The 16,982-nt window shown below is 70.1% G+C and carries 13 protein-coding genes, 2 tRNA genes and 1 pseudogene; 8 read left to right on the top strand and 8 right to left on the bottom strand.

Annotated features, from left to right (window positions below):
* Nucleotides 1-3: 3 nt before the first annotated feature.
* Nucleotides 4-714: a lipoyl(octanoyl) transferase LipB gene (lipB, locus tag miv_RS29935; protein ID WP_207180642.1), complete on the bottom strand. Its 711-nt coding sequence runs from the start codon at nucleotides 712-714 to the stop codon at nucleotides 4-6.
* 99 nt (nucleotides 715-813) lie between these two features.
* Between lipB and miv_RS29940 the strand changes: the two genes are divergently transcribed.
* From miv_RS29940 to miv_RS29950, 3 genes are all read left to right on the top strand, one after another.
* Nucleotides 814-1,119 (top strand): FliM/FliN family flagellar motor switch protein, encoded by a 306-nt coding sequence (locus tag miv_RS29940; protein WP_048428740.1) that lies wholly within the window; start codon nucleotides 814-816, stop codon nucleotides 1,117-1,119.
* 122 nt (nucleotides 1,120-1,241) lie between these two features.
* A tRNA-Leu gene (locus miv_RS29945) sits at nucleotides 1,242-1,326 on the top strand.
* 176 nt (nucleotides 1,327-1,502) lie between these two features.
* A tRNA-Leu gene (locus tag miv_RS29950) sits at nucleotides 1,503-1,587 on the top strand.
* Between the two features lie 277 nt (nucleotides 1,588-1,864).
* Here the strand turns inward: miv_RS29950 and miv_RS29955 are convergent.
* From miv_RS29955 to miv_RS29965, 3 genes and pseudogenes are all read right to left on the bottom strand, one after another.
* A pseudogene (locus miv_RS29955) lies at nucleotides 1,865-2,705 on the bottom strand (IS5 family transposase); the annotation flags it as partial.
* 47 nt (nucleotides 2,706-2,752) lie between these two features.
* Complete coding sequence (locus tag miv_RS29960; RefSeq protein ID WP_048428741.1) at nucleotides 2,753-3,532, bottom strand: ABC transporter permease; 780 nt, start codon at nucleotides 3,530-3,532, stop codon at nucleotides 2,753-2,755.
* 107 nt (nucleotides 3,533-3,639) lie between these two features.
* A complete protein-coding gene (locus miv_RS29965; protein ID WP_423793857.1) occupies nucleotides 3,640-4,230 on the bottom strand; it encodes a peroxidase-related enzyme in 591 nt (196 codons plus the stop codon).
* 209 nt (nucleotides 4,231-4,439) lie between these two features.
* Here miv_RS29965 and miv_RS29970 point away from each other — a divergent pair, with 209 nt between their 5' ends.
* The 4 genes from miv_RS29970 to miv_RS29985 all read left to right on the top strand — a co-directional run bounded on the left by miv_RS29970 (nucleotide 4,440) and on the right by miv_RS29985 (nucleotide 11,206).
* Nucleotides 4,440-9,335, top strand: coding sequence for an NAD-glutamate dehydrogenase (locus miv_RS29970; RefSeq protein ID WP_207180644.1), 4,896 nt, complete (start codon nucleotides 4,440-4,442; stop codon nucleotides 9,333-9,335).
* Nucleotides 9,332-9,970: a 5,6-dimethylbenzimidazole synthase gene (bluB, locus tag miv_RS29975; protein ID WP_207180651.1), complete on the top strand. Its 639-nt coding sequence runs from the start codon at nucleotides 9,332-9,334 to the stop codon at nucleotides 9,968-9,970. The genes miv_RS29970 and bluB overlap by 4 nt, the downstream gene beginning before the upstream one ends.
* Before the next feature lie 100 nt (nucleotides 9,971-10,070).
* Nucleotides 10,071-10,481, top strand: coding sequence for a tautomerase family protein (locus miv_RS29980; protein ID WP_048428745.1), 411 nt, complete (start codon nucleotides 10,071-10,073; stop codon nucleotides 10,479-10,481).
* 140 nt (nucleotides 10,482-10,621) lie between these two features.
* Nucleotides 10,622-11,206: a TetR/AcrR family transcriptional regulator gene (locus miv_RS29985; protein WP_207180652.1), complete on the top strand. Its 585-nt coding sequence runs from the start codon at nucleotides 10,622-10,624 to the stop codon at nucleotides 11,204-11,206.
* Here the strand turns inward: miv_RS29985 and miv_RS29990 are convergent.
* The 4 genes from miv_RS29990 to miv_RS30005 form a co-directional block, all read right to left on the bottom strand.
* Entirely contained in the window at nucleotides 11,197-11,523 is a 327-nt protein-coding gene (locus miv_RS29990) for a DMT family transporter (RefSeq protein ID WP_048428747.1), read from the bottom strand. The two genes, miv_RS29985 and miv_RS29990, sit on opposite strands and share 10 nt — an antisense overlap.
* Complete coding sequence (locus miv_RS29995) at nucleotides 11,520-12,680, bottom strand: SDR family oxidoreductase (RefSeq protein WP_244748801.1); 1,161 nt, start codon at nucleotides 12,678-12,680, stop codon at nucleotides 11,520-11,522. The genes miv_RS29990 and miv_RS29995 overlap by 4 nt, the downstream gene beginning before the upstream one ends.
* A 288-nt stretch (nucleotides 12,681-12,968) precedes the next feature.
* Nucleotides 12,969-14,339: an ATP-binding response regulator gene (locus tag miv_RS30000; RefSeq protein WP_425312950.1), complete on the bottom strand. Its 1,371-nt coding sequence runs from the start codon at nucleotides 14,337-14,339 to the stop codon at nucleotides 12,969-12,971.
* Nucleotides 14,336-15,499: an FIST N-terminal domain-containing protein gene (locus tag miv_RS30005; RefSeq protein ID WP_207180653.1), complete on the bottom strand. Its 1,164-nt coding sequence runs from the start codon at nucleotides 15,497-15,499 to the stop codon at nucleotides 14,336-14,338. Before miv_RS30005 ends, miv_RS30000 begins: the two co-directional genes overlap by 4 nt.
* 697 nt (nucleotides 15,500-16,196) lie before the next feature.
* Between miv_RS30005 and miv_RS30010 the strand changes: the two genes are divergently transcribed.
* A complete protein-coding gene (locus miv_RS30010; RefSeq protein ID WP_089504122.1) occupies nucleotides 16,197-16,862 on the top strand; it encodes a response regulator in 666 nt (221 codons plus the stop codon).
* The last annotated feature ends 120 nt before the right edge of the window (nucleotides 16,863-16,982 follow it).

Below are 16,982 nucleotides of genomic sequence, written 5' to 3' on the forward strand. Positions count from 1 at the left end.
CGGTCACGGCTCGGGAGACGAGGCCGCCTCGCCCCGACCGTCATCGTCGACGAGGACGGTCGGCCCGAAGATCGCCTCGAAGCGCCCGCGCAGCACGGCGTCGACTTCCGGCAGGGTCACCGGCCGGCCGAGATCGACGAGACTCGTCACACCGTGCTCGCGCACGCCGCAGGGTACGATGCCGGAGAAGTGCGTCAGGTCCGGCTCGACGTTCAGGCTGATGCCGTGGAAGGTCGTCCAGCGCCGCACCCGGATGCCGATCGCCGCGATCTTGTCCTCGATGCCGGGCCCCTTCTCCGGCCGGCGCACCCAGACGCCGACCCGGTCCTCCCGGCGCTCGCCCCGCACCGTGAAGGCGTCGAGCGTCGCGATCAGCCAGGCCTCCAGGGCGGCCACATAGGCGCGCAGGTCCGGCCGCCGCCGGTTGAGATCGAGCATCACATAGGCCACGCGCTGCCCGGGCCCATGATAGGTGTACTGCCCGCCCCGCCCGGTGCGGTGGACCGGAAATCGCTCCGGCGCCACGAGGTCGGCCTCCCTCGCCGAAGTGCCGGCGGTGTAGAGCGGCGGGTGCTCGACGAGCCACACCCGCTCGAGGGCGCGGCCCTCGGCGATCGCCGCCGCCCGCGCCTCCATGGCGGCCTCCGCCTCGCGGTAGTCGAGGAGCGCGTCGCGCACGACCCATTCGACGGGAGGGCTGCCGGGTGCGGCCATCAGGCTGCCCGGGGCGGTTCCGAGCCGGTCGTTTACCAAGGCTTCACCATAAGATCGGATTGTCGGGGCATTGGTTCGTGGTCAGGGTGGGTCTGTCCGTTGGCGGTTCTCGACATTCTCAAGGTTGACCTCGCGGTGGTGCTCGGGCGGACCCGGATGCCGATCCACATGCTGCTGCGCATGGGCCGCGGCGCGGTGATCGAGCTCGATTCGACCGACAGCGATATGGTCGAGATCCTCGCCAACAACCACCCGATCGCCCGCGGCCAGATCGTGGTCACGGGCAACCGCATCTCCGTGGAGGTGACCGAGCTGATCCGCAAGGCCGAGGTGGTGCGCGAGCCCGGCATCCGCATCGGCGACGGCGGCGCCGCCTTCCTGGGCGCCCTGTCGGACGCGCTCTGACGAGAATGTTTGCCAGATCCGCATCGGGGCGCTTGCGTCCCCCGGGGGGGACTGGTATTCGCAGCCTCGCTTCGGACGGGTTTCACCCCCGCCCCGCCGCTCCCGGCGAGACGAAGCGATCCGCGGCCGTGGCGGAATTGGTAGACGCGCTAGCTTGAGGTGCTAGTTGGGCAACCAGTGGAGGTTCGAGTCCTCTCGGCCGCACCATCTCTCTCCTGAGGTCATCGACCGAACTCAGATGAGATGGAGACAGGCTCTGTCGAAGTATCGCGATTGAGCTCGGGTTGCATGACACTATGGATTGCTCATGCGACGTTTTTGACGCCGACGGGCGTTGATCGAATTTGAGAAAAGCTGGATCATTTTGATATTCAGCAAACTCCGCGGCCGTGGCGGAATTGGTAGACGCGCTAGCTTGAGGTGCTAGTTGGGCAACCAGTGGAGGTTCGAGTCCTCTCGGCCGCACCATCCTGCTTTCGAGGCAAGATGATCGGAATTCTCAAGTAGCATAATAGATGAGATGTGGCGCGGGCGTGCTTGCACGACCCGCGATGCCGTGCTTCGACAAGACCACGCGGATCGAGACCATCCTGCCGATCGCCTACCGGAGCGACAGCGACACATCGGGAGGCATCGCTGGGGATCACATCGCAACTTTGCGTGCGGACCATAGAGCCTCCAGGATGCTTCCGGCACGAAGGCCGAGCGGCACGAACTGAACCGATCCATGAGCGTCTGTCCGGGATCATGCTGATTGCTGGCAGAGCTTTCCGAGCATGATGCGGACCGAGGCAGGGCGCAGGAAAGCCAGTGCCTTGCGGGTGCGGCACGCCCAATCCTTCGCCAGCCGTCGGCATCGCTCGAGCCGGCCGATCGTCCGCTCGACGATCCGACGCTTGGGCAGGACCTCGAACCCGACCACCTCCTGATCCGAACGTTTGACGATCTCCACCGTCACGGACCGGCACACCCGTTCCAAAGCCCCCCGGAACGCCGGCCCCTGGCAACCACCCTCCGCTTACAGCTTCGGCAGGAACGGGCAGAGGCTCGAGAGCGTCGTCATGACCCATACGCCGCCGTCGCGATCCTGGGCGTCAGCCGGATGCACCAGGGCGGCATCAGCAGACCTTGGGTGTCGACGAGGAGATGGCGCTTCTTGCCCTCGATCTTCTTACCGTTGACTTCTTGCCCGCGTCGCAACCGAACGGGTCGATCGTGCGCCCCCTTTTTCCGCGCTTCTTGACGCTCCGGCTGTCAACGATCGCTGCCGTAGGACCGGCCTCGCGCCCGGCCTGCTCGCGGCAGAGGACGTACGGGGCATGATGGATGCGCAGAATGGTCCCGTCGCGATCCCGGAGATCGAAGGAGCCGTGAACCGTCGAGCGCGGCGGAAGATATCTTGGAATGGCACGCCATTGGCATCCCGTGCCAAGACCATACGTCAAGCCATCGACAATCTCGCGCAGATCGACCGTGCGTTTGTTCCCTCCGCGTCGGGCCGGCGGGATCAGCGGAGCGACAAGCGTCCACTCCTCACCCGTCGGATCGGTGGGATTGCGAAGCTTGCCGCGGTCGTACCGCCGCCGCCATGATCCTCGTCAGACGACTCGCCCGCGCCTCAGGAAGCGGGGTCTTAGTTGAGGAAGCGCGGCACCACGAAGCGGATGCCCAGGAGGCCGATCAGCGCCATCACGCCACTGACAATGAGCACGAACATGATGTCGGCATCCGACCCGTACCCCGGATAGAAAGCCGATCGGCACACTTTGACGATGTGCATGAGCGGATTCAATTGTACGTAATCATAAATGATGGCCGGCATAGCCTCAACCACGATGACCGTACCGCTAGTAAAATACATAATGAGGATGGGGACGATGACAACTATTAGCCACTGAGGAAAAATCTGCGAAATAAAAACATTGAAAAGTCCGAATCCCATTGCGAAAAAAAGCGCGAGAAGCATGGATTCGCAGAAAGCCAAGGAGTCTCTGGGGATAATATGAGCACCGCAACACGCCGCAATCAAGAACACCATAAAAATGCTCAGGCTACTTGTACAGACTTCGACGAGCGCGCGCGACATTACGACATCGAAGAATTTGACCTGAGGAAAATAAACAAGCTGTTTATTTGCCAGCGGGCCCTCCATCATCTTCCTGGACATATAGTTGATGATAATGTAGGGAGATAGTCCGGAGACGGCAAACAATACGATACTGTCACCGAGCGGCGTCGGCTTTTTCATGACAACGTAGGCGGCGGTGATGACAAGGATGTGGGCACACGGCCACAAGACCGCGATGCTGTAACCCCACATCGTCCCGCCGAAGCGGGTCCGGATGTCGCGCAGCATGAGCGCGCCCAGCACGTCCAGCTGGACTTCGAGCGCCGACTTCGCCTGGTACGCCATCCTTCACTCCCGCGGGGCAAGACGCGACGCGACGCGCGCCTTCGGCCCAGATCCGTTCTCGTGCTGCGCCTAGGCCGACAATACGGCAACCGGGTGACCGGCCGTCGTCAGGCCTCCTCGGCGCCGGACAAACCTCTGGCCTCGCCGTGGTAGGCGCGGTTCGGGCGCATGTCGACGGCGGAGGCCATGCGGTTCGACATGTTGAAGAAGCTCGCCACGGCGGAGATGTCCCACAGGTCGCGCTCCGAGAAGCCGACGTCCCGCAGGGCGTCGCGGTCCTCCTCCTCGATCGTCCAGGGCGCCTCGGTCAGCGCCACGGCGAAGTCGAGCATCGCGCGGTGGCGCGGCGAGAGGGCGGCGGCGCGGTAGTTCATCACCAGCATCTCGGCGAGCACCGGGTCGCCCGAAAGGCTGCGCACGGCGGCGCCATGCGCGGTGAGGCAGTAGTAGCAGCGGTTCACGCTGGAGACCGCGACCGCGATCATCTCGCGTTCCAGCTTCGACAGGCCCGAGGGCGCCAGCATCAGGTCGTTGTAGAGCGCTGCGAACGCCTCGAGCTTGGCGCTGTCGTGGGCGTAGGCCAGGAGCACGTTCGGCACGTAGCCGATCTTTTCCCGGCACTTGTCGAAATAGGCCCGCATCGCGGGCGACAGGTCCGGCGAGGGGGACAAATCGAGGGCCATCACGGTGCCCTCCATCTCCTGCCGGGCCGGCCGCTCGCCGATCTCGGGCTTCTCCCCCGCCTTCTTCCTGCCGCCGCTCATGCCCGTGCCCTCCCGGTGATCGTGCCTCAGCTATAGGCAGTTTGCCTCGGGCAGGCGAGGCCGGGCTTGCGGGGGCCGAGACGCTGTGCCACCGCTCCGGCCCTCAACCTCGGCAGAGGACGAGCAGAAGAGGAAGGCCAGACATGGAACCTTCGACCGCGACCGCGACCGCCGAAGCGAAAGCCAGCCGGACCGACCTGATCGCCGCAGCGGCGGCCCTGGCCGAGGACAGGGGCGGACCCGGCGGCTTCGTCCGCGACCTGTTCGGCCGCGTCGCGCCCGAGGACCTCACCGCCTACACGCCCGACGACCTGGCCGATCTGGCGCTCGCCGCCCGCCGGCACCTCGCCGCCGCGCGGCCCGGCCGCGGAACGGATGCGGTGCGGCTCTCGAACGTCGAGGTCACGCAGGGCGGGCGCCGGCGCGACCTCACGGTGGTGGAGGCGGTCAACGCCAACCGGCCGTTCCTGCTCGATTCGACCCTCGCCGAACTCGTCGCCCGCGGCTACCGGCCCCGCCTCGTCGCCCATCCGATCCTCGGCGTCGAGCGCGACGGCGAAGGCGCCCTGGTGCAGGTCGTCGGCGAGACGACGGCACAGGAGACCCGCGGCGGGGCCGGCGGCGAGATCGATGCGGGAGGCTTGGCCCGCGAGAGCTTCATCCACGTCCATCTCGACCGCATCGACGACGAGGCGGCCCAGGCGGCGCTCCAGGCCGGCCTGACCCGGATCTACGCGGACGTCGCCGTGACGGCGGCCGATCACGGCGCCATGGTCGAGCGCCTGGCCGAAGCGGCGGCGTCCTATGCGGATGCGCCCTCCCCCCTGGCGCCCGAGGAGCGGGAGGAGGCCCGCGCCTTCCTCGACTGGCTGCGCGATGGGCATTTCGTGCTGCTGGGCCTGCGCGAGTACCGCGACGCGGGCGCCGCCGATCATGCCGGCGTGCCCGGCAGCGGGCTCGGCCTCCTGCGCGACCCCGCCGTCGAGGTGCTGCGGCGCGGCGACGCCATGGTGGCGGTGACGCCCGAGATCCGCGCCTTCCTGGAAGGGCCGGAAGCCCTCATGGTCACCAAGGCGAGCCTGCGCTCGCGGGTGCGCCGGCAGGCCCATCTCGACATGGTGGCGATCAAGCTGTTCGCCCGCGACGGCGGGCTGGCGGGCGAGTTGCGCCTCGTCGGCCTGTTCACCGGCAGCGCCTATGCGAGCCGGGCCGAGGAGGTGCCGTATCTGCGCCGCAAGGTGGCGGCGGTGCTGCGCAAGGCCGGCCTCGACCCGACGAGCCATGCCGGGCGCTCCCTCGTCCACGTCCTCGAGACCTATCCGCGCGACGACCTCTTTCAGATCGAGCCCGGCCTGCTCCTGCGCTTCGCGCTGGCCATCGTGTCGCTCGCCGACCGGCCGCGGGTGCGGGTGCTGGCGCGGCCCGACAAGTTCGGCCGCTTCGTCTCGCTGATCGCCTACCTGCCGAAGGATCGGACCGACGCCCGGCTCCAGGCCCGGATCGGCGCCTACCTGGCCGAGGCCCTCGGCGGGCGTCTCTCGACCATCGCGCCGGATTATCCCGAGGGGCCGCTCGCCCGCCTCCACGTCATCGTGGCGACGCCCGGCGCGCCGCCGGAGGAGATCGATGCGGCCGCGCTCGAGGCCGGCATCGCGGAGCTGGCCCGCACCTGGGCCGATGCGCTGCGCGAGGCCCTGTCCGAGTCCCGCGGCGGCGACGCCCGCGGCCTCGCGGCGGTCTATGCCGACGCCTTCCCGGCGGGCTACCGCGAGATGTATGCCGGCGCCCAGGCGCTGCCCGACATCGCCATCCTGGAGCGGATCTCGGAGGCCCAGCCCCGGGCGGTCGACCTCTTCCGCCGCCCCGGCGACCCCGAGACCCGCATCGGCCTCAAGGTGTTTTCCCGCGGCGCGGCGCTCCCCCTCTCCGAGCGGGTGCCGGTCCTGGAGAATCTCGGCTTCCGGGTCATCGACGAGCGCTCCTACCGCCTCAAGCCCGAGGGCGCCGGCGCCCGGGTCTACCTGCACGACATGGTGCTGGAACGGGCCGGCGGCGGGACGGTCGACGTGGCGTCGGTCGAGGGACCGGTCGAGGCGGCGCTGCTCGCGCTCGCACGAGAGCTGGCCGAATCGGACGCCTACAACCGCCTGGTGCTGGAAGCCGGGCTCGGCTGGCGCGACGTCGCGCTGATCCGGGCGCTGGGACGCTACCTGCGCCAGCTGCGCATCCGCTACGGCCAGGACTACCTCGCGGCGACGCTCGCCCGGCACCCCGCCCTCGCCCGGCGGCTGGTGGCCCTGTTCTACGCCCGCTTCGACCCCCGCCGCGACGGCGACCGGTCGGGGGCCCAGGAGGCGATACGGACCGAAATCGAGGCGGATCTCGGCGGCGTCACCAGCCTCGACGAGGACCGGATCCTGCGCCGGTTCGTCAACCTGGTGGAAGCGGCGCAGCGCACGAACTTCTTCCAGATCGGCCGCAACGGCCTGCCGCCTGAGACCATCGCGTTCAAGTTCCGCTGCGCGAAGGTCGACGGGATGCCGCTGCCCCGGCCCCTGTTCGAGGTCTTCGTCTACTCGCCGCGCGTCGAGGGCGTGCACCTGCGCTTCGGCTACATCGCCCGGGGCGGCCTGCGCTGGTCGGACCGGCCGGAGGACTTCCGGACCGAGGTGCTGGGTCTCGTGAAGGCGCAGCAGGTCAAGAACGCCGTGATCGTGCCGGTCGGCGCCAAGGGCGGGTTCTTCCCCAAGCGCCTGCCCCCGGCTTCCGACCGCCAGGCCTGGATGCAGGAGGGCACCGAGAGCTACCGGATCTTCATCCGCACGCTGCTCTCGCTCACCGACAACATCGTCGACGGAGCGATCGTCCCCCCGTCCTCGACCGTGCGGCACGACGAGGACGACGCCTATCTGGTGGTCGCCGCCGACAAGGGCACCGCCACCTTCTCGGACGTCGCCAACGCCCTGTCGCTGGAGGCGCATCACTGGCTCGGCGACGCCTTCGCGTCGGGCGGCAGCCAGGGCTACGACCACAAGCAGATGGGCATCACCGCCCGCGGCGCCTGGGAGGCGGTGAAGCGCCACTTCCGCGAGGTCGACATCGACATCCAGGCCGAGCCGGTCACGGTGGCGGGCGTCGGCGACATGTCGGGCGACGTGTTCGGCAACGGCATGCTGCTGTCGCGCTGCCTGAAGCTCGTCGCCGCCTTCGACCACCGCGACATCTTCCTCGACCCCGATCCCGATCCGGCGGTGGCCTTCGCCGAGCGCCAGCGCCTGTTCGATCTGTCGCGTTCGTCCTGGGCCGATTACGACCGGCAAAAAATCTCGGCCGGCGGCGGGGTCTTCTCGCGCCAGGCCAAGACCGTGCCGCTGTCGCCCCAGATGCGGGCCCGCCTCGGGCTCGACCAGGCCGAGGCGACGCCGGCGGACGTGATGCAGGCGATCCTGCGCGCGCCCGTCGACCTCCTGTGGTTCGGCGGCATCGGCACCTACGTGCGCGCCACCTCGGAGAGCGACGACGAGGCCGGCGACCGGGCGAACGACGCCATCCGCATCACCGGCGCCGAGTTGCGCGCCCGGGTGGTGGGCGAGGGCGCCAATCTCGGGCTCACCCAGCGCGGCCGCATCGAGGCGGCGCGGCGCGGGGTGCGCCTCAACACCGACGCGATCGACAACTCGGCCGGGGTCAACACCTCGGATGTCGAGGTCAACATCAAGATCGCGCTCGCCACGCCCGAGCGCGACGGCCGCCTGAGCCCGGAGAGCCGCAACGCGCTCCTCTCCGGCATGACCGAGGCGGTGGCCGACCTGGTCTTGAGGAACAACCAGCTCCAGACGCTGGCCCTGTCCCTCGCCCAGCGCTCGGCGGCCGCCGAGACCGGCTTCGCCGCCCGGCTGATGCAGACCCTGGAGGCCGACGGACGCCTCGACCGCACCGTCGAGTACCTGCCCTCGGACGCCACCCTGGCCGAGCGGGCGCAGGGCGGCGAGGGCCTGACCCGGCCCGAACTGGCGGTCCTGCTCGCCTACGCCAAGCTGTCGCTCAAGGACGCGCTCCTCGACAGCGCGGTGCCGGACGATCCCTACCTCGCCCGCGAGCTGGAGCGCTCCTTCCCGCCGGTGCTGGTGGCGCGCTACCCGGACGCGGTGCAGGGCCATCGGCTGCGCCGCGAGATCATCGCCACGAGCCTTGCCAACGCCATCGTCAACCGTGGCGGGCCGACCATCGTCAGCCGGCTCGCCGACGAGACCGGCGCCGAGGCCCCGGCCATCGCCGCCGCTTACGCGGTGACCCGCGACGCCTTCGGGCTGATCGACCTCAACAAGGCGGTCGATGCCCTCGACGGCGCGATCTCCGGCGACCAGCAGCTCGCCCTCTACGCCGAATTGCAGGACCTGCTGCGCCAGCGCATGGTCTGGTTCATCCGCAACGGCGAGGCCGCGTCCGGCGGCATCGAGGCGGCGGTGCAGCGCTACCGCGACGGCATCGCGGCGGTCTCGCGGGCCCTGCCGGGCGCCCTCCCCCCTGCGGCCGCCGAGGCCCTGGCCCGGCGGATCCGGGCCTTGGCCGACCACGGCGTGCCGGAGGAGCTGGCTTCCCGCCTCGCCGCGCTCGGCGAGCTCGGCGCGGCGCCCGACATCGTCGAGGTCGCCGAGGCGACCGGGCGTCCGCCGGCCGCCATCGCCGCGACCCACTTCGCGCTGGCCGACCTGTTCCGCCTCAACGCGCTCTCGGCCGCCGCCCAGGCGGTGCCGGTGGCCGACACCTTCGACCGCATCGCGCTGGAGCGGGCGGTGGCCGGCATCGCCTCGGCCCACCGGGCGCTCACCGCCGAGGCCGCGGCGTTCGACGCCGAGGGCGCCGCCGCGGTCGAGGCCTGGAGCCAGGCCCGCGGCGCCTCCCTCGCCCGCATCCGCACGGCGGTCGCGGCCATCGCCGCCTCGGGCCTCACGGTGTCGAAGGTCTCGGTGGCGGCGAGCCTGCTGGGGGATCTCGCCCGGCAGGATCCCGTCAAGCAGGATCCTGCGCGGCCGTGACGGGAGTGCCGGAATTCGGGGCGGACTTTCGGGCCCGCTTCGCGGATCTGGTTGCGTGGCGCCGCGACGTGCGGCGCTTCCGCACCGATCCCGTGCCGGAGGATGCCCTGCGGGACTGCCTGGCGCTCGCGTGCCTCAGCCCCTCGGTCGGCAACAGCCAGCCCTGGCGCTTCGTGCGGGTCTCTCAGTCGGCGCGCCGCGCCGCCGTCGCGGCAAGCTTCTCGCGCTGCAACGAATCCGCGGCCGTGGCTTACGACGACGAGCGCGCCGCCGCCTATCGCCGCCTCAAGCTCGCGGGCCTGCGCGAGGCGCCGGTCCACCTCGCCGTCTTCTGCGACGAGGCGACGGCGGCCGGCCACGGGCTCGGCCGCGCCACCATGCCGGAGATGCTGCGCTATTCCGTCGTCACGGCGATCCACACCTTCTGGCTCGCCGCCCGGGCCCACGGCCTCGGCGTCGGCTGGGTCTCGATCCTGTGCCCCGAGGAGGTGACGGGCGTCCTCGACGTGCCCGCCGCCTGGCGGCTCGTCGCCTATCTGTGCGTCGGCTACCCGGCCGAGGAGCACGCCGACCCGGAACTGGTGCGGCACGGCTGGCAGGCGCGCGAGACGGAAACCGCGATGCTAGAGCGGTGAGCCGGGCGCAGGCCTGGGCTGCGCTCGCCATGGTTGCATACATACCAGTATGTACAATAGAAGGATCGTGGCTGCCGACGCGGCCCCGGAGACCCCTCCCATGCCCCTGGTCACCATCACCCTGAAGCGGAACCGTCCGGCGGACGAGCGCCGCGCCATCGCGGATGCCGTCCATGCCGCCCTGGTCGGCAGCATAGGCATCCCGGCCGACGACCGGTTCCAGGTCGTCTCGAGCCAATTCGACGACGTGATCTACGATCCCGCCTATCTCGGCATCCACCGCACCGACGACCTGGTGATGATCCAGGTCCATCTCTCGACCGGGCGCAGCGTCACGCAGAAGAAGGCCCTGTTCGCCGCCATCGCCGAAAAACTCGGCGCGCTCGGCCTTCGACCCGAGGACGTGCTCGTGACCCTGGTCGAGATCGCCCGGGAGAATTGGTCGTTCGGCCACGGCCTCGCCACCTATGCCGACGTTCCGCCGCCGCATCTGGCGGGATCCGCGGTCTGACGGCTGGCCGGGCGGCACCCGACGCGGCATATCGTGTCCGACGTCGCAAGGCCGTTCGGGACGAGGCGAAGCGCGGGAAGTTCCCTCTCCCCGCGCCACGCCTTGATCCGGACAGCGCCGCCGACGGCGAGAGACACGACATGGCACGGCCAGGATCATCGAAGCGCGAGGCGATCGTCGCGGCGGCAAAAGCGCTGTTGTGGGAGCGCGGCTACGAGGCGACGAGCCCGCGGGACGTGCTCGACCGCAGCGGCGCCGGCCAGGGCAGCCTCTATCACCATTTTTCCGGCAAGCGGGAGGTGGCGGCGGCGGCGCTCGCCGAGATGGCCGAGGAGGAGATCGCGGCGATCGACAGGCTGTTCGCGCCCGATTCGCCGCCCCTCGACCGGGTCCACGCCTACCTGACCCGGGAGCGGCAGGCCCTGCGCGGCTGCCGCTTGGCGCGCCTCGCCAACGAGGCGGCGATGGAGGAACCGGCCCTGCGCGAGCCGGTCGCGGCCTATCTCGGCCATATCCAGGCCTCGCTGCGGGCGAGCCTGGAGGAAGCGAAGGCGGCGGGCAGTCTCCTGCCCGGCATCGAGCCCGCGGCGCTGGCCGCCGCCCTGCTGGCGATCGTCGAGGGCGGCTACGTGCTCGCCCGCGTGCACTGGGACGCGGACGCGATGCGCGCGGCGATCGACGGCGGCGTGCAGCTCCTCGCCGCCATCTCCCGCCCTCAGCCGTGAGCCTGGGCCGCCGCCAGGATGCCGACGCCGACCGCGATGACGCCGATGCCGAGAATCATCAGCGGCGTCACCGGCTCGCCGAACAGGATGGCGCCGCCGAGCGCCGCGCCGACCATGCCGACGCCGGCCCAGATCGCGTAGACGATCCCGATCGGCAGCATGTCCATGCTGCTCGACATCAGCCACAGGGCGGTGCCGTAGCCCAGCGCCACCAGCACGGTCGGCCCCGGGCGGGTGAGCCCGTCGGCGGCCTTGAGGGCGAGCGTCGCGGTGATCTCGGCGCCGATCGCCACCGCGAGGATCAGGAACGGGTTCATGCGCTCGCCGTCAGCGGCAGGTCCGGCGACGGCGCCGGGGCGACGAACATCTCAAGGTCGTCGGCGAATTGCTCGGCGATCTCGGGGGCGTTCTCCAGGCAGACCTTGAGGTAGTCGGTGAAGGCCGGCGGCGGCGCCAGCCCCTCCGCCAGCAGCCGCTCGTTCGAGAAGGTCAGGTCGAGGGAGCAGAAGGCGTAGTAGGCGCGCACCGCCCGCAGCATCGCCTGCTTGAGGGCGCCGTCGAGGCCGAAGGTCTCGGCGAAACGGCGCCGCAGCAGCGCCCGGTCGGCGGCGAGGTCGAAGCGGCTGAAGTCGTCGCGCGGGCCGCTCGCCGGGTCGGCCGCCGCGAAGGCCTGCATCAGGTCGTCCCAGCGCGAGCGGGCGCCGGCCCCGGCCGAGATGTGATAGAGGCTGTGGGCGAGCGTCGGCTTGCGCAGGAGGCCGAGAAGGCTGTCGGCGACCCAGTCGACCGGCACGATGTCGACGGCGCTCTCGGGCGCGCAGGGCACCAGGCGCAGGCGGTCGGCGGCGCGGATCACCCACAGGATGCTGGAGCTCGGCGCGGCCCCCAGCGTGGAGTGGCCGACCACGATCGAGGGGCGCGCCACCACGATCGGCAGGTCGGCGAAGCTCCCGGCGAGCGAGGTCTCGGCCGCCGCCTTCGAGACCGTGTAGGCGACGAGGTGCCGGGCGTCCCGGGACGGATAATCCGCCTCCTCGACGAGGGACGGCGCTTCTGCGCCGCAGATCATCGCGGTGCTGACGTGCAGGAAGCGCACGAGGCCCGGCATGCCCCGCGCCCGGCGGGCGAGCGCCAGGGTGCCGTCGTGGTTGGTGCGGCTGACCCGCTCCTCGCCCCACCACGAAGTGTCGGCGGCGAGATGCAGGACGTGGGTGCAGGAATCGAGACGCGGGTCGGCGTCGAGATCGGCGCGGGTGAAATCGCCCGGGACCACCTCGACCGCGCGGGCGAGGCGCTGGGCGGTGAACGGGTCGGTGAAGCGCGACAGGCGCGCGGCGATCCGCTGCCGGCCCTGCTCGGCGCTGGTGCAGCGCACGAGGCACACCCATTCGGTGCCGTCGCGCCGGCTCAGGCTCTGATGAAGGACGGCGCCACCCAGAAAGCCGGTTGCACCCGTCAGTAATATCCGTGCCACGCTGGACCTCCCCGCATTCAGGAGAGGTGCCACATGTCAGCGGACAAATAACCCACTTCTGCGGCACCGAACTCGTGTTCATGCAGTATGTTGCCCGGGCGCAACCGTCTATTTCTCGTTATGCTTAGACCATTCGCCGAAAAATCGCGCTAGAAATGTAATAGACACAAACCGATATAGTCCGTCAGGCCTATGATCGGACATACGCCGCCAATCGCCGACCGTTCGAGACGGCAACGGATGGAGACAGACATCTTTCAGAAACGTTTTCCCTGGGGGATGCGCGGTTCAGGCGCGGCTGAGCAGGTGGGCGAGGAGCGCCCGCAACTGAGCCGGCTTCAACGGCTTGTAGACCAGCTCGCAGCGGGCCGCCCGGACCCGCGCCTCGACCTCCGCCGAGTGGTCGGCGGTGGTGATGACCGCCGGGATGTCGTGGCCGTGGACCGAGCGCAGCCAGGCCACGGTGTCGAGGCCGCAGGCGCCGCCGTCGAGGTGGAAGTCGGCGACGACGACGTCGGGGCTCCAGGTCGTGCCGAGGAGCCGCACCAGGCTCAGGTGGTCGCGGGCCGCGAAGGCGTTGGCGTCCCAGCCGTGGAAGAGCCGCGCCAGGGCCTCGAGCGCCGGCTTGTCGTTCTCGATGAGCGCGATGCGGGCGCCGGTGAGGCTCGTCGGCGGCACCAGCGAGGGGGCGGGCCGCGGCGGTTCCGCGGCACACGGGGTGAGGTAGAGGCTGAAGCGCGAGCCGTGCCCGACCCGGGATTCGAGGCTCAGCCCGTGGCCGAGCGCCTGGGCCGAGCGGCGCACGATCGACAGGCCGAGGCCCAGCGCGATCTCGCCGTCGACGCTCTCGCGCCCGCCGCGGTGGAATTCCTCGAAGATCAGCTCCTGATCGCTCTCCGGGATGCCGGAGCCCGAATCGACCACGTCGATGCGCACCGCGTCGCCGCGCTTCCTCGCCGCCACCAGCACGCCGCCGGCCGCGGTGTAGCGGATCGCGTTCGAGGCCAGATTCTGCAGGATGCGCTGGAGCAGCACGAGGTCGCTCTTCACCCAGGTCCGCCCGCCGCGCACCGAGAAGCGCAGGCCCTTGCGGGCGGCGAGCGGCCCGAAGCTCGCCTCCAGGCTCTCCAGCACGTCGGCCACCAGGACCGGGCGCACCACCGGCTGGATCAGGCCGGCATCGAGCTTGGAGATGTCGAGGAGCGTCTTGATCAGGTCCTCGATGGTCTGGAGACCGCGCTCGACCTGGCCGACGATGCCACGGGCCTCCGGCCCCACCGGCATGTCGGCCAGCGCCGACAGCGACAGCCGCGCGGCGTTGAGCGGCTGGAGCAGGTCGTGGCTCGCGGCGGTGAGAAAGCGGGTCTTCGAGCTGTTGGCGCGCTCGGCCTCCTCCTTGGCGGCGGTGAGCGCCTGGTTCGAGCGCTCGAGGCTGCGCATCAGCGCGGTCAGCTCCTCGGTGCGGGTGCGGACCTGGCCCTCGAGGGTGATGGCGGTCTGGAACAACGAGTAGGCGCTGCCGCGCTGGTCCATCCGGCGCTCGACCTGGGACATCAGCGCGGCGTTGATGCGCTCGAGCTTGGCCACACGGGCGCGGAGGGACACGGCCTCCGCCTCGGCCTCCGCGGCCGGGCGGGAAGGTACGTCGTCGCGGGTCACGGGCTCGCCGGCCGGCCGATGGCGATGCCCGTAAAAGTCTGGTTCAGGTGCATCGAGCGGTACTGCTCGCCGTAGGTCTCGAAGCCGACGACGTTGTAGTGCCGGTAAAGCTCGGCGATGCTGTGACGCGCCTGGTGAATCTCGGCGTCGAGGCGGCGCAGCACGCATTCGAAGCCGATCACCAGGTCGACCCCGCCGAGCCGCGCGTCGAGCCGGGCGAGCTCCTCTCGCGTGGCCTCGACGAGATCCTTCTGCCGCGCGAGCGTCAGCACCACGCCGCTCTCGATGGCGCAATGGAAGCTGAGCGAGCGGTCCGGGTTGAGATGGCGGATCGAGCGGCAGAAATAGTCGCCGCCGACCCGCACCACGAGGGGATGGGCGGCAAAGCTCGTCGGCGTCAGGGCGTCGGGGTCGAGGCCGAGCGCGTTGGCATACTCGACCGCCGCCGGCTCGGCGTTGAGTTCGCGCACGGTGCGCTGCTCCTGGTCGGTCTCGGTGACCACGAACTTGACGCCGGTCGGCTCGAAATTGTCGTTCTTGAAGATCTCGACCGGGAAGTCGGTCTCGATCAGCAGCAGCACCGCGGCCCGGCGATGCACCTGGCCGTCATGAATCAGCGCGGTCTCGGAGAAGGTCAGCTCGTCCCCGGCCGAACCGCCGACCAGGGGCACCCCGTCGAGGCCGTAGCCGACGGCGGCGATCACCGATTCCTCGGCATTGGCGAGCCCGTCGATGAGCGAGATGGCGAAGCGCTGCCCGCCGCGGGAGATCCGCTCGAGATCGGCCCGCAGGGCCCTGATCGAGGATGCGGCGCGCTCGGCGTCGAGATTGTCGACCTCCTCCAGTACCGCGGAGGCGATGCGGAACCCGTCATGCGGGAAGGCGATCACCACCAGGCCCCGGTCGAGCCCGGCCATCGGGCTGATCTCGCCCGAGGAGGTGCAGCCGGCGATCCGCACGCCCGGAAAGGCCAGGGCGAGGGCCGCATTGAGGGCGGCGACGCCGTAGACCGGCGAGAAGAAGATCACCAGATGGGCGATGCGGCTGACGTCGAGGGAGGCGGCGACCGCCGCAACGGCAGCCTCGGCCCCGACCGCGTCGGTCCAGGCGGTCTGAATGCCACAGCGATGCGACCGCGTGCGCGTGTCCTGACCCGGCACCGGGCCCGACACTGTCCGCGCAGAACTTCCCCGCGCCAAGGGTCCCCTCCCGTCCTCGCCCGCTCCGCCTGGCTTCGCTCCAGTATGCGGCGCGGAGGGACGGCTGGCAACGGCGGCCGCCGGCCTTGCGGAGTTTCCCTTAAGGAAATCACACCGGCGGACAGGTTCCACGTGCCATTTCGGCAAGCTCACCGGAAGCTCGTCCGTGGGGAGGTCCCGTATTCGGGGCCTCGCCGGGTGCACAGGCGCGGCCGGTGCGGCGGCCGCGCCTGCGCGTCGGGAACGGCAAGGGCGATCGCCCCCGCGATCGGCGGTCGCGCCGCCCCACGCGACGCGGCCGCCAGATGCCCCGCTCCGTCCCGCCCACTCCGCGGTGAGGATGTCCTTGCGCCGCCGAGGTTGCCCGAGGATAGGACCGGGCCGCCGTCAGCCACCATAGGACCAAGGTGCAGTGATCCGGTTCTTCGCCATACCTCCCTACCAAAGCACGGTGGCTGCTCCCGTGGGCGGATGGTAACTCTTATCTCGACTTACGGATGCGGCAACAATGTTGCACCGCATCTACGAGTGCGCGCCAGACCGCGGCGCGCCTGCGAGAGGATGATCCGCTGCGATGGTGGGATTGACCGGCCGGGCCCCTGAGGTATCCCTTCCACGGCCGGACGGGGCGCCGACGCCCGTCGCGGAAGGGGCGGACATGCACCTGATCATCGTGGACGATCACCCGCTGTTTCGCGACGCGCTGAGCAGCGCCGTCCGCCTCGCCTTCCCGGCCGCCGAGGTCGAGGAGGCCGACGGCATCGAGAGCGCGTGCGCGGCCCTGTCCCGCGGCCGGTCGATCGACCTCACCCTGCTCGACCTCACCATGCAGGGGGTCAACGGCTTCGACGGGCTGATCGCGATCCGCACCCGCTTCCCGCGCATCCCGGTGCTGGTCGTCTCGGGCCTCGACGATCCGCGCATCGTGCGCGAGGCGCTGTCGCACGGCGCCGCCGGCTTCGTGCCCAAGGCCGCCGGCAAGCCGGTGCTGATCCGCGCCATCACCGACGTGCTCAACGGCGCGATCTTCGTGCCCGAGGGCCTGTCCGGTCCCGCCGAGGCCCCCGGCCGCAAGACCGGCAAGCCGCCGATCGCCGAGCGCATCGCCGAACTGACCCCGCAGCAGGTACGGGTGCTGCTGATGATCCGCCAGGGCAAGCTCAACAAGCAGATCGCCCACGAGCTCGGCGTCGGCGATTCCACCGTCAAGGCCCACGTCTCCGAGATCCTGCGCAAGCTCGGGGTGATCAGCCGGACCCAGATCGTCATCGAGACGGCGAATCTCGACTACGACAACATCATGTCGACCCTGCCGTCGAACTGATCGCCTGTTCGATCGGTCTATACGGGGTTTATACGCATCGCGTCATTCGGGGGCCGCGTCGCGGAGCCCGGAGTGACCAGGTGGGCGCCAACAGTGTCGGTCGGGCACACCGGCTGCCGG

The sequence above is a fragment of the Methylobacterium indicum genome, from assembly GCF_017347565.1.
In the GTDB taxonomy this organism is placed as follows: domain Bacteria; phylum Pseudomonadota; class Alphaproteobacteria; order Rhizobiales; family Beijerinckiaceae; genus Methylobacterium; species Methylobacterium indicum.

Coding starts and splice junctions, on each gene's coding strand:
- miv_RS30010 (WP_089504122.1), top strand. CDS start 16,197: ATGCACCTGATCATCGTGGACGATCACCCGCTGTTTCGCGACGCGCTG.
- miv_RS29980 (WP_048428745.1), top strand. CDS start 10,071: ATGCCCCTGGTCACCATCACCCTGAAGCGGAACCGTCCGGCGGACGAG.
- miv_RS29990 (WP_048428747.1), bottom strand. CDS start 11,523: ATGAACCCGTTCCTGATCCTCGCGGTGGCGATCGGCGCCGAGATCACC.
- miv_RS29970 (WP_207180644.1), top strand. CDS start 4,440: ATGGAACCTTCGACCGCGACCGCGACCGCCGAAGCGAAAGCCAGCCGG.
- miv_RS29985 (WP_207180652.1), top strand. CDS start 10,622: ATGGCACGGCCAGGATCATCGAAGCGCGAGGCGATCGTCGCGGCGGCA.
- miv_RS29965 (WP_423793857.1), bottom strand. CDS start 4,230: ATGGAGGGCACCGTGATGGCCCTCGATTTGTCCCCCTCGCCGGACCTG.
- lipB (WP_207180642.1), bottom strand. CDS start 714: ATGGCCGCACCCGGCAGCCCTCCCGTCGAATGGGTCGTGCGCGACGCG.
- miv_RS29960 (WP_048428741.1), bottom strand. CDS start 3,532: ATGGCGTACCAGGCGAAGTCGGCGCTCGAAGTCCAGCTGGACGTGCTG.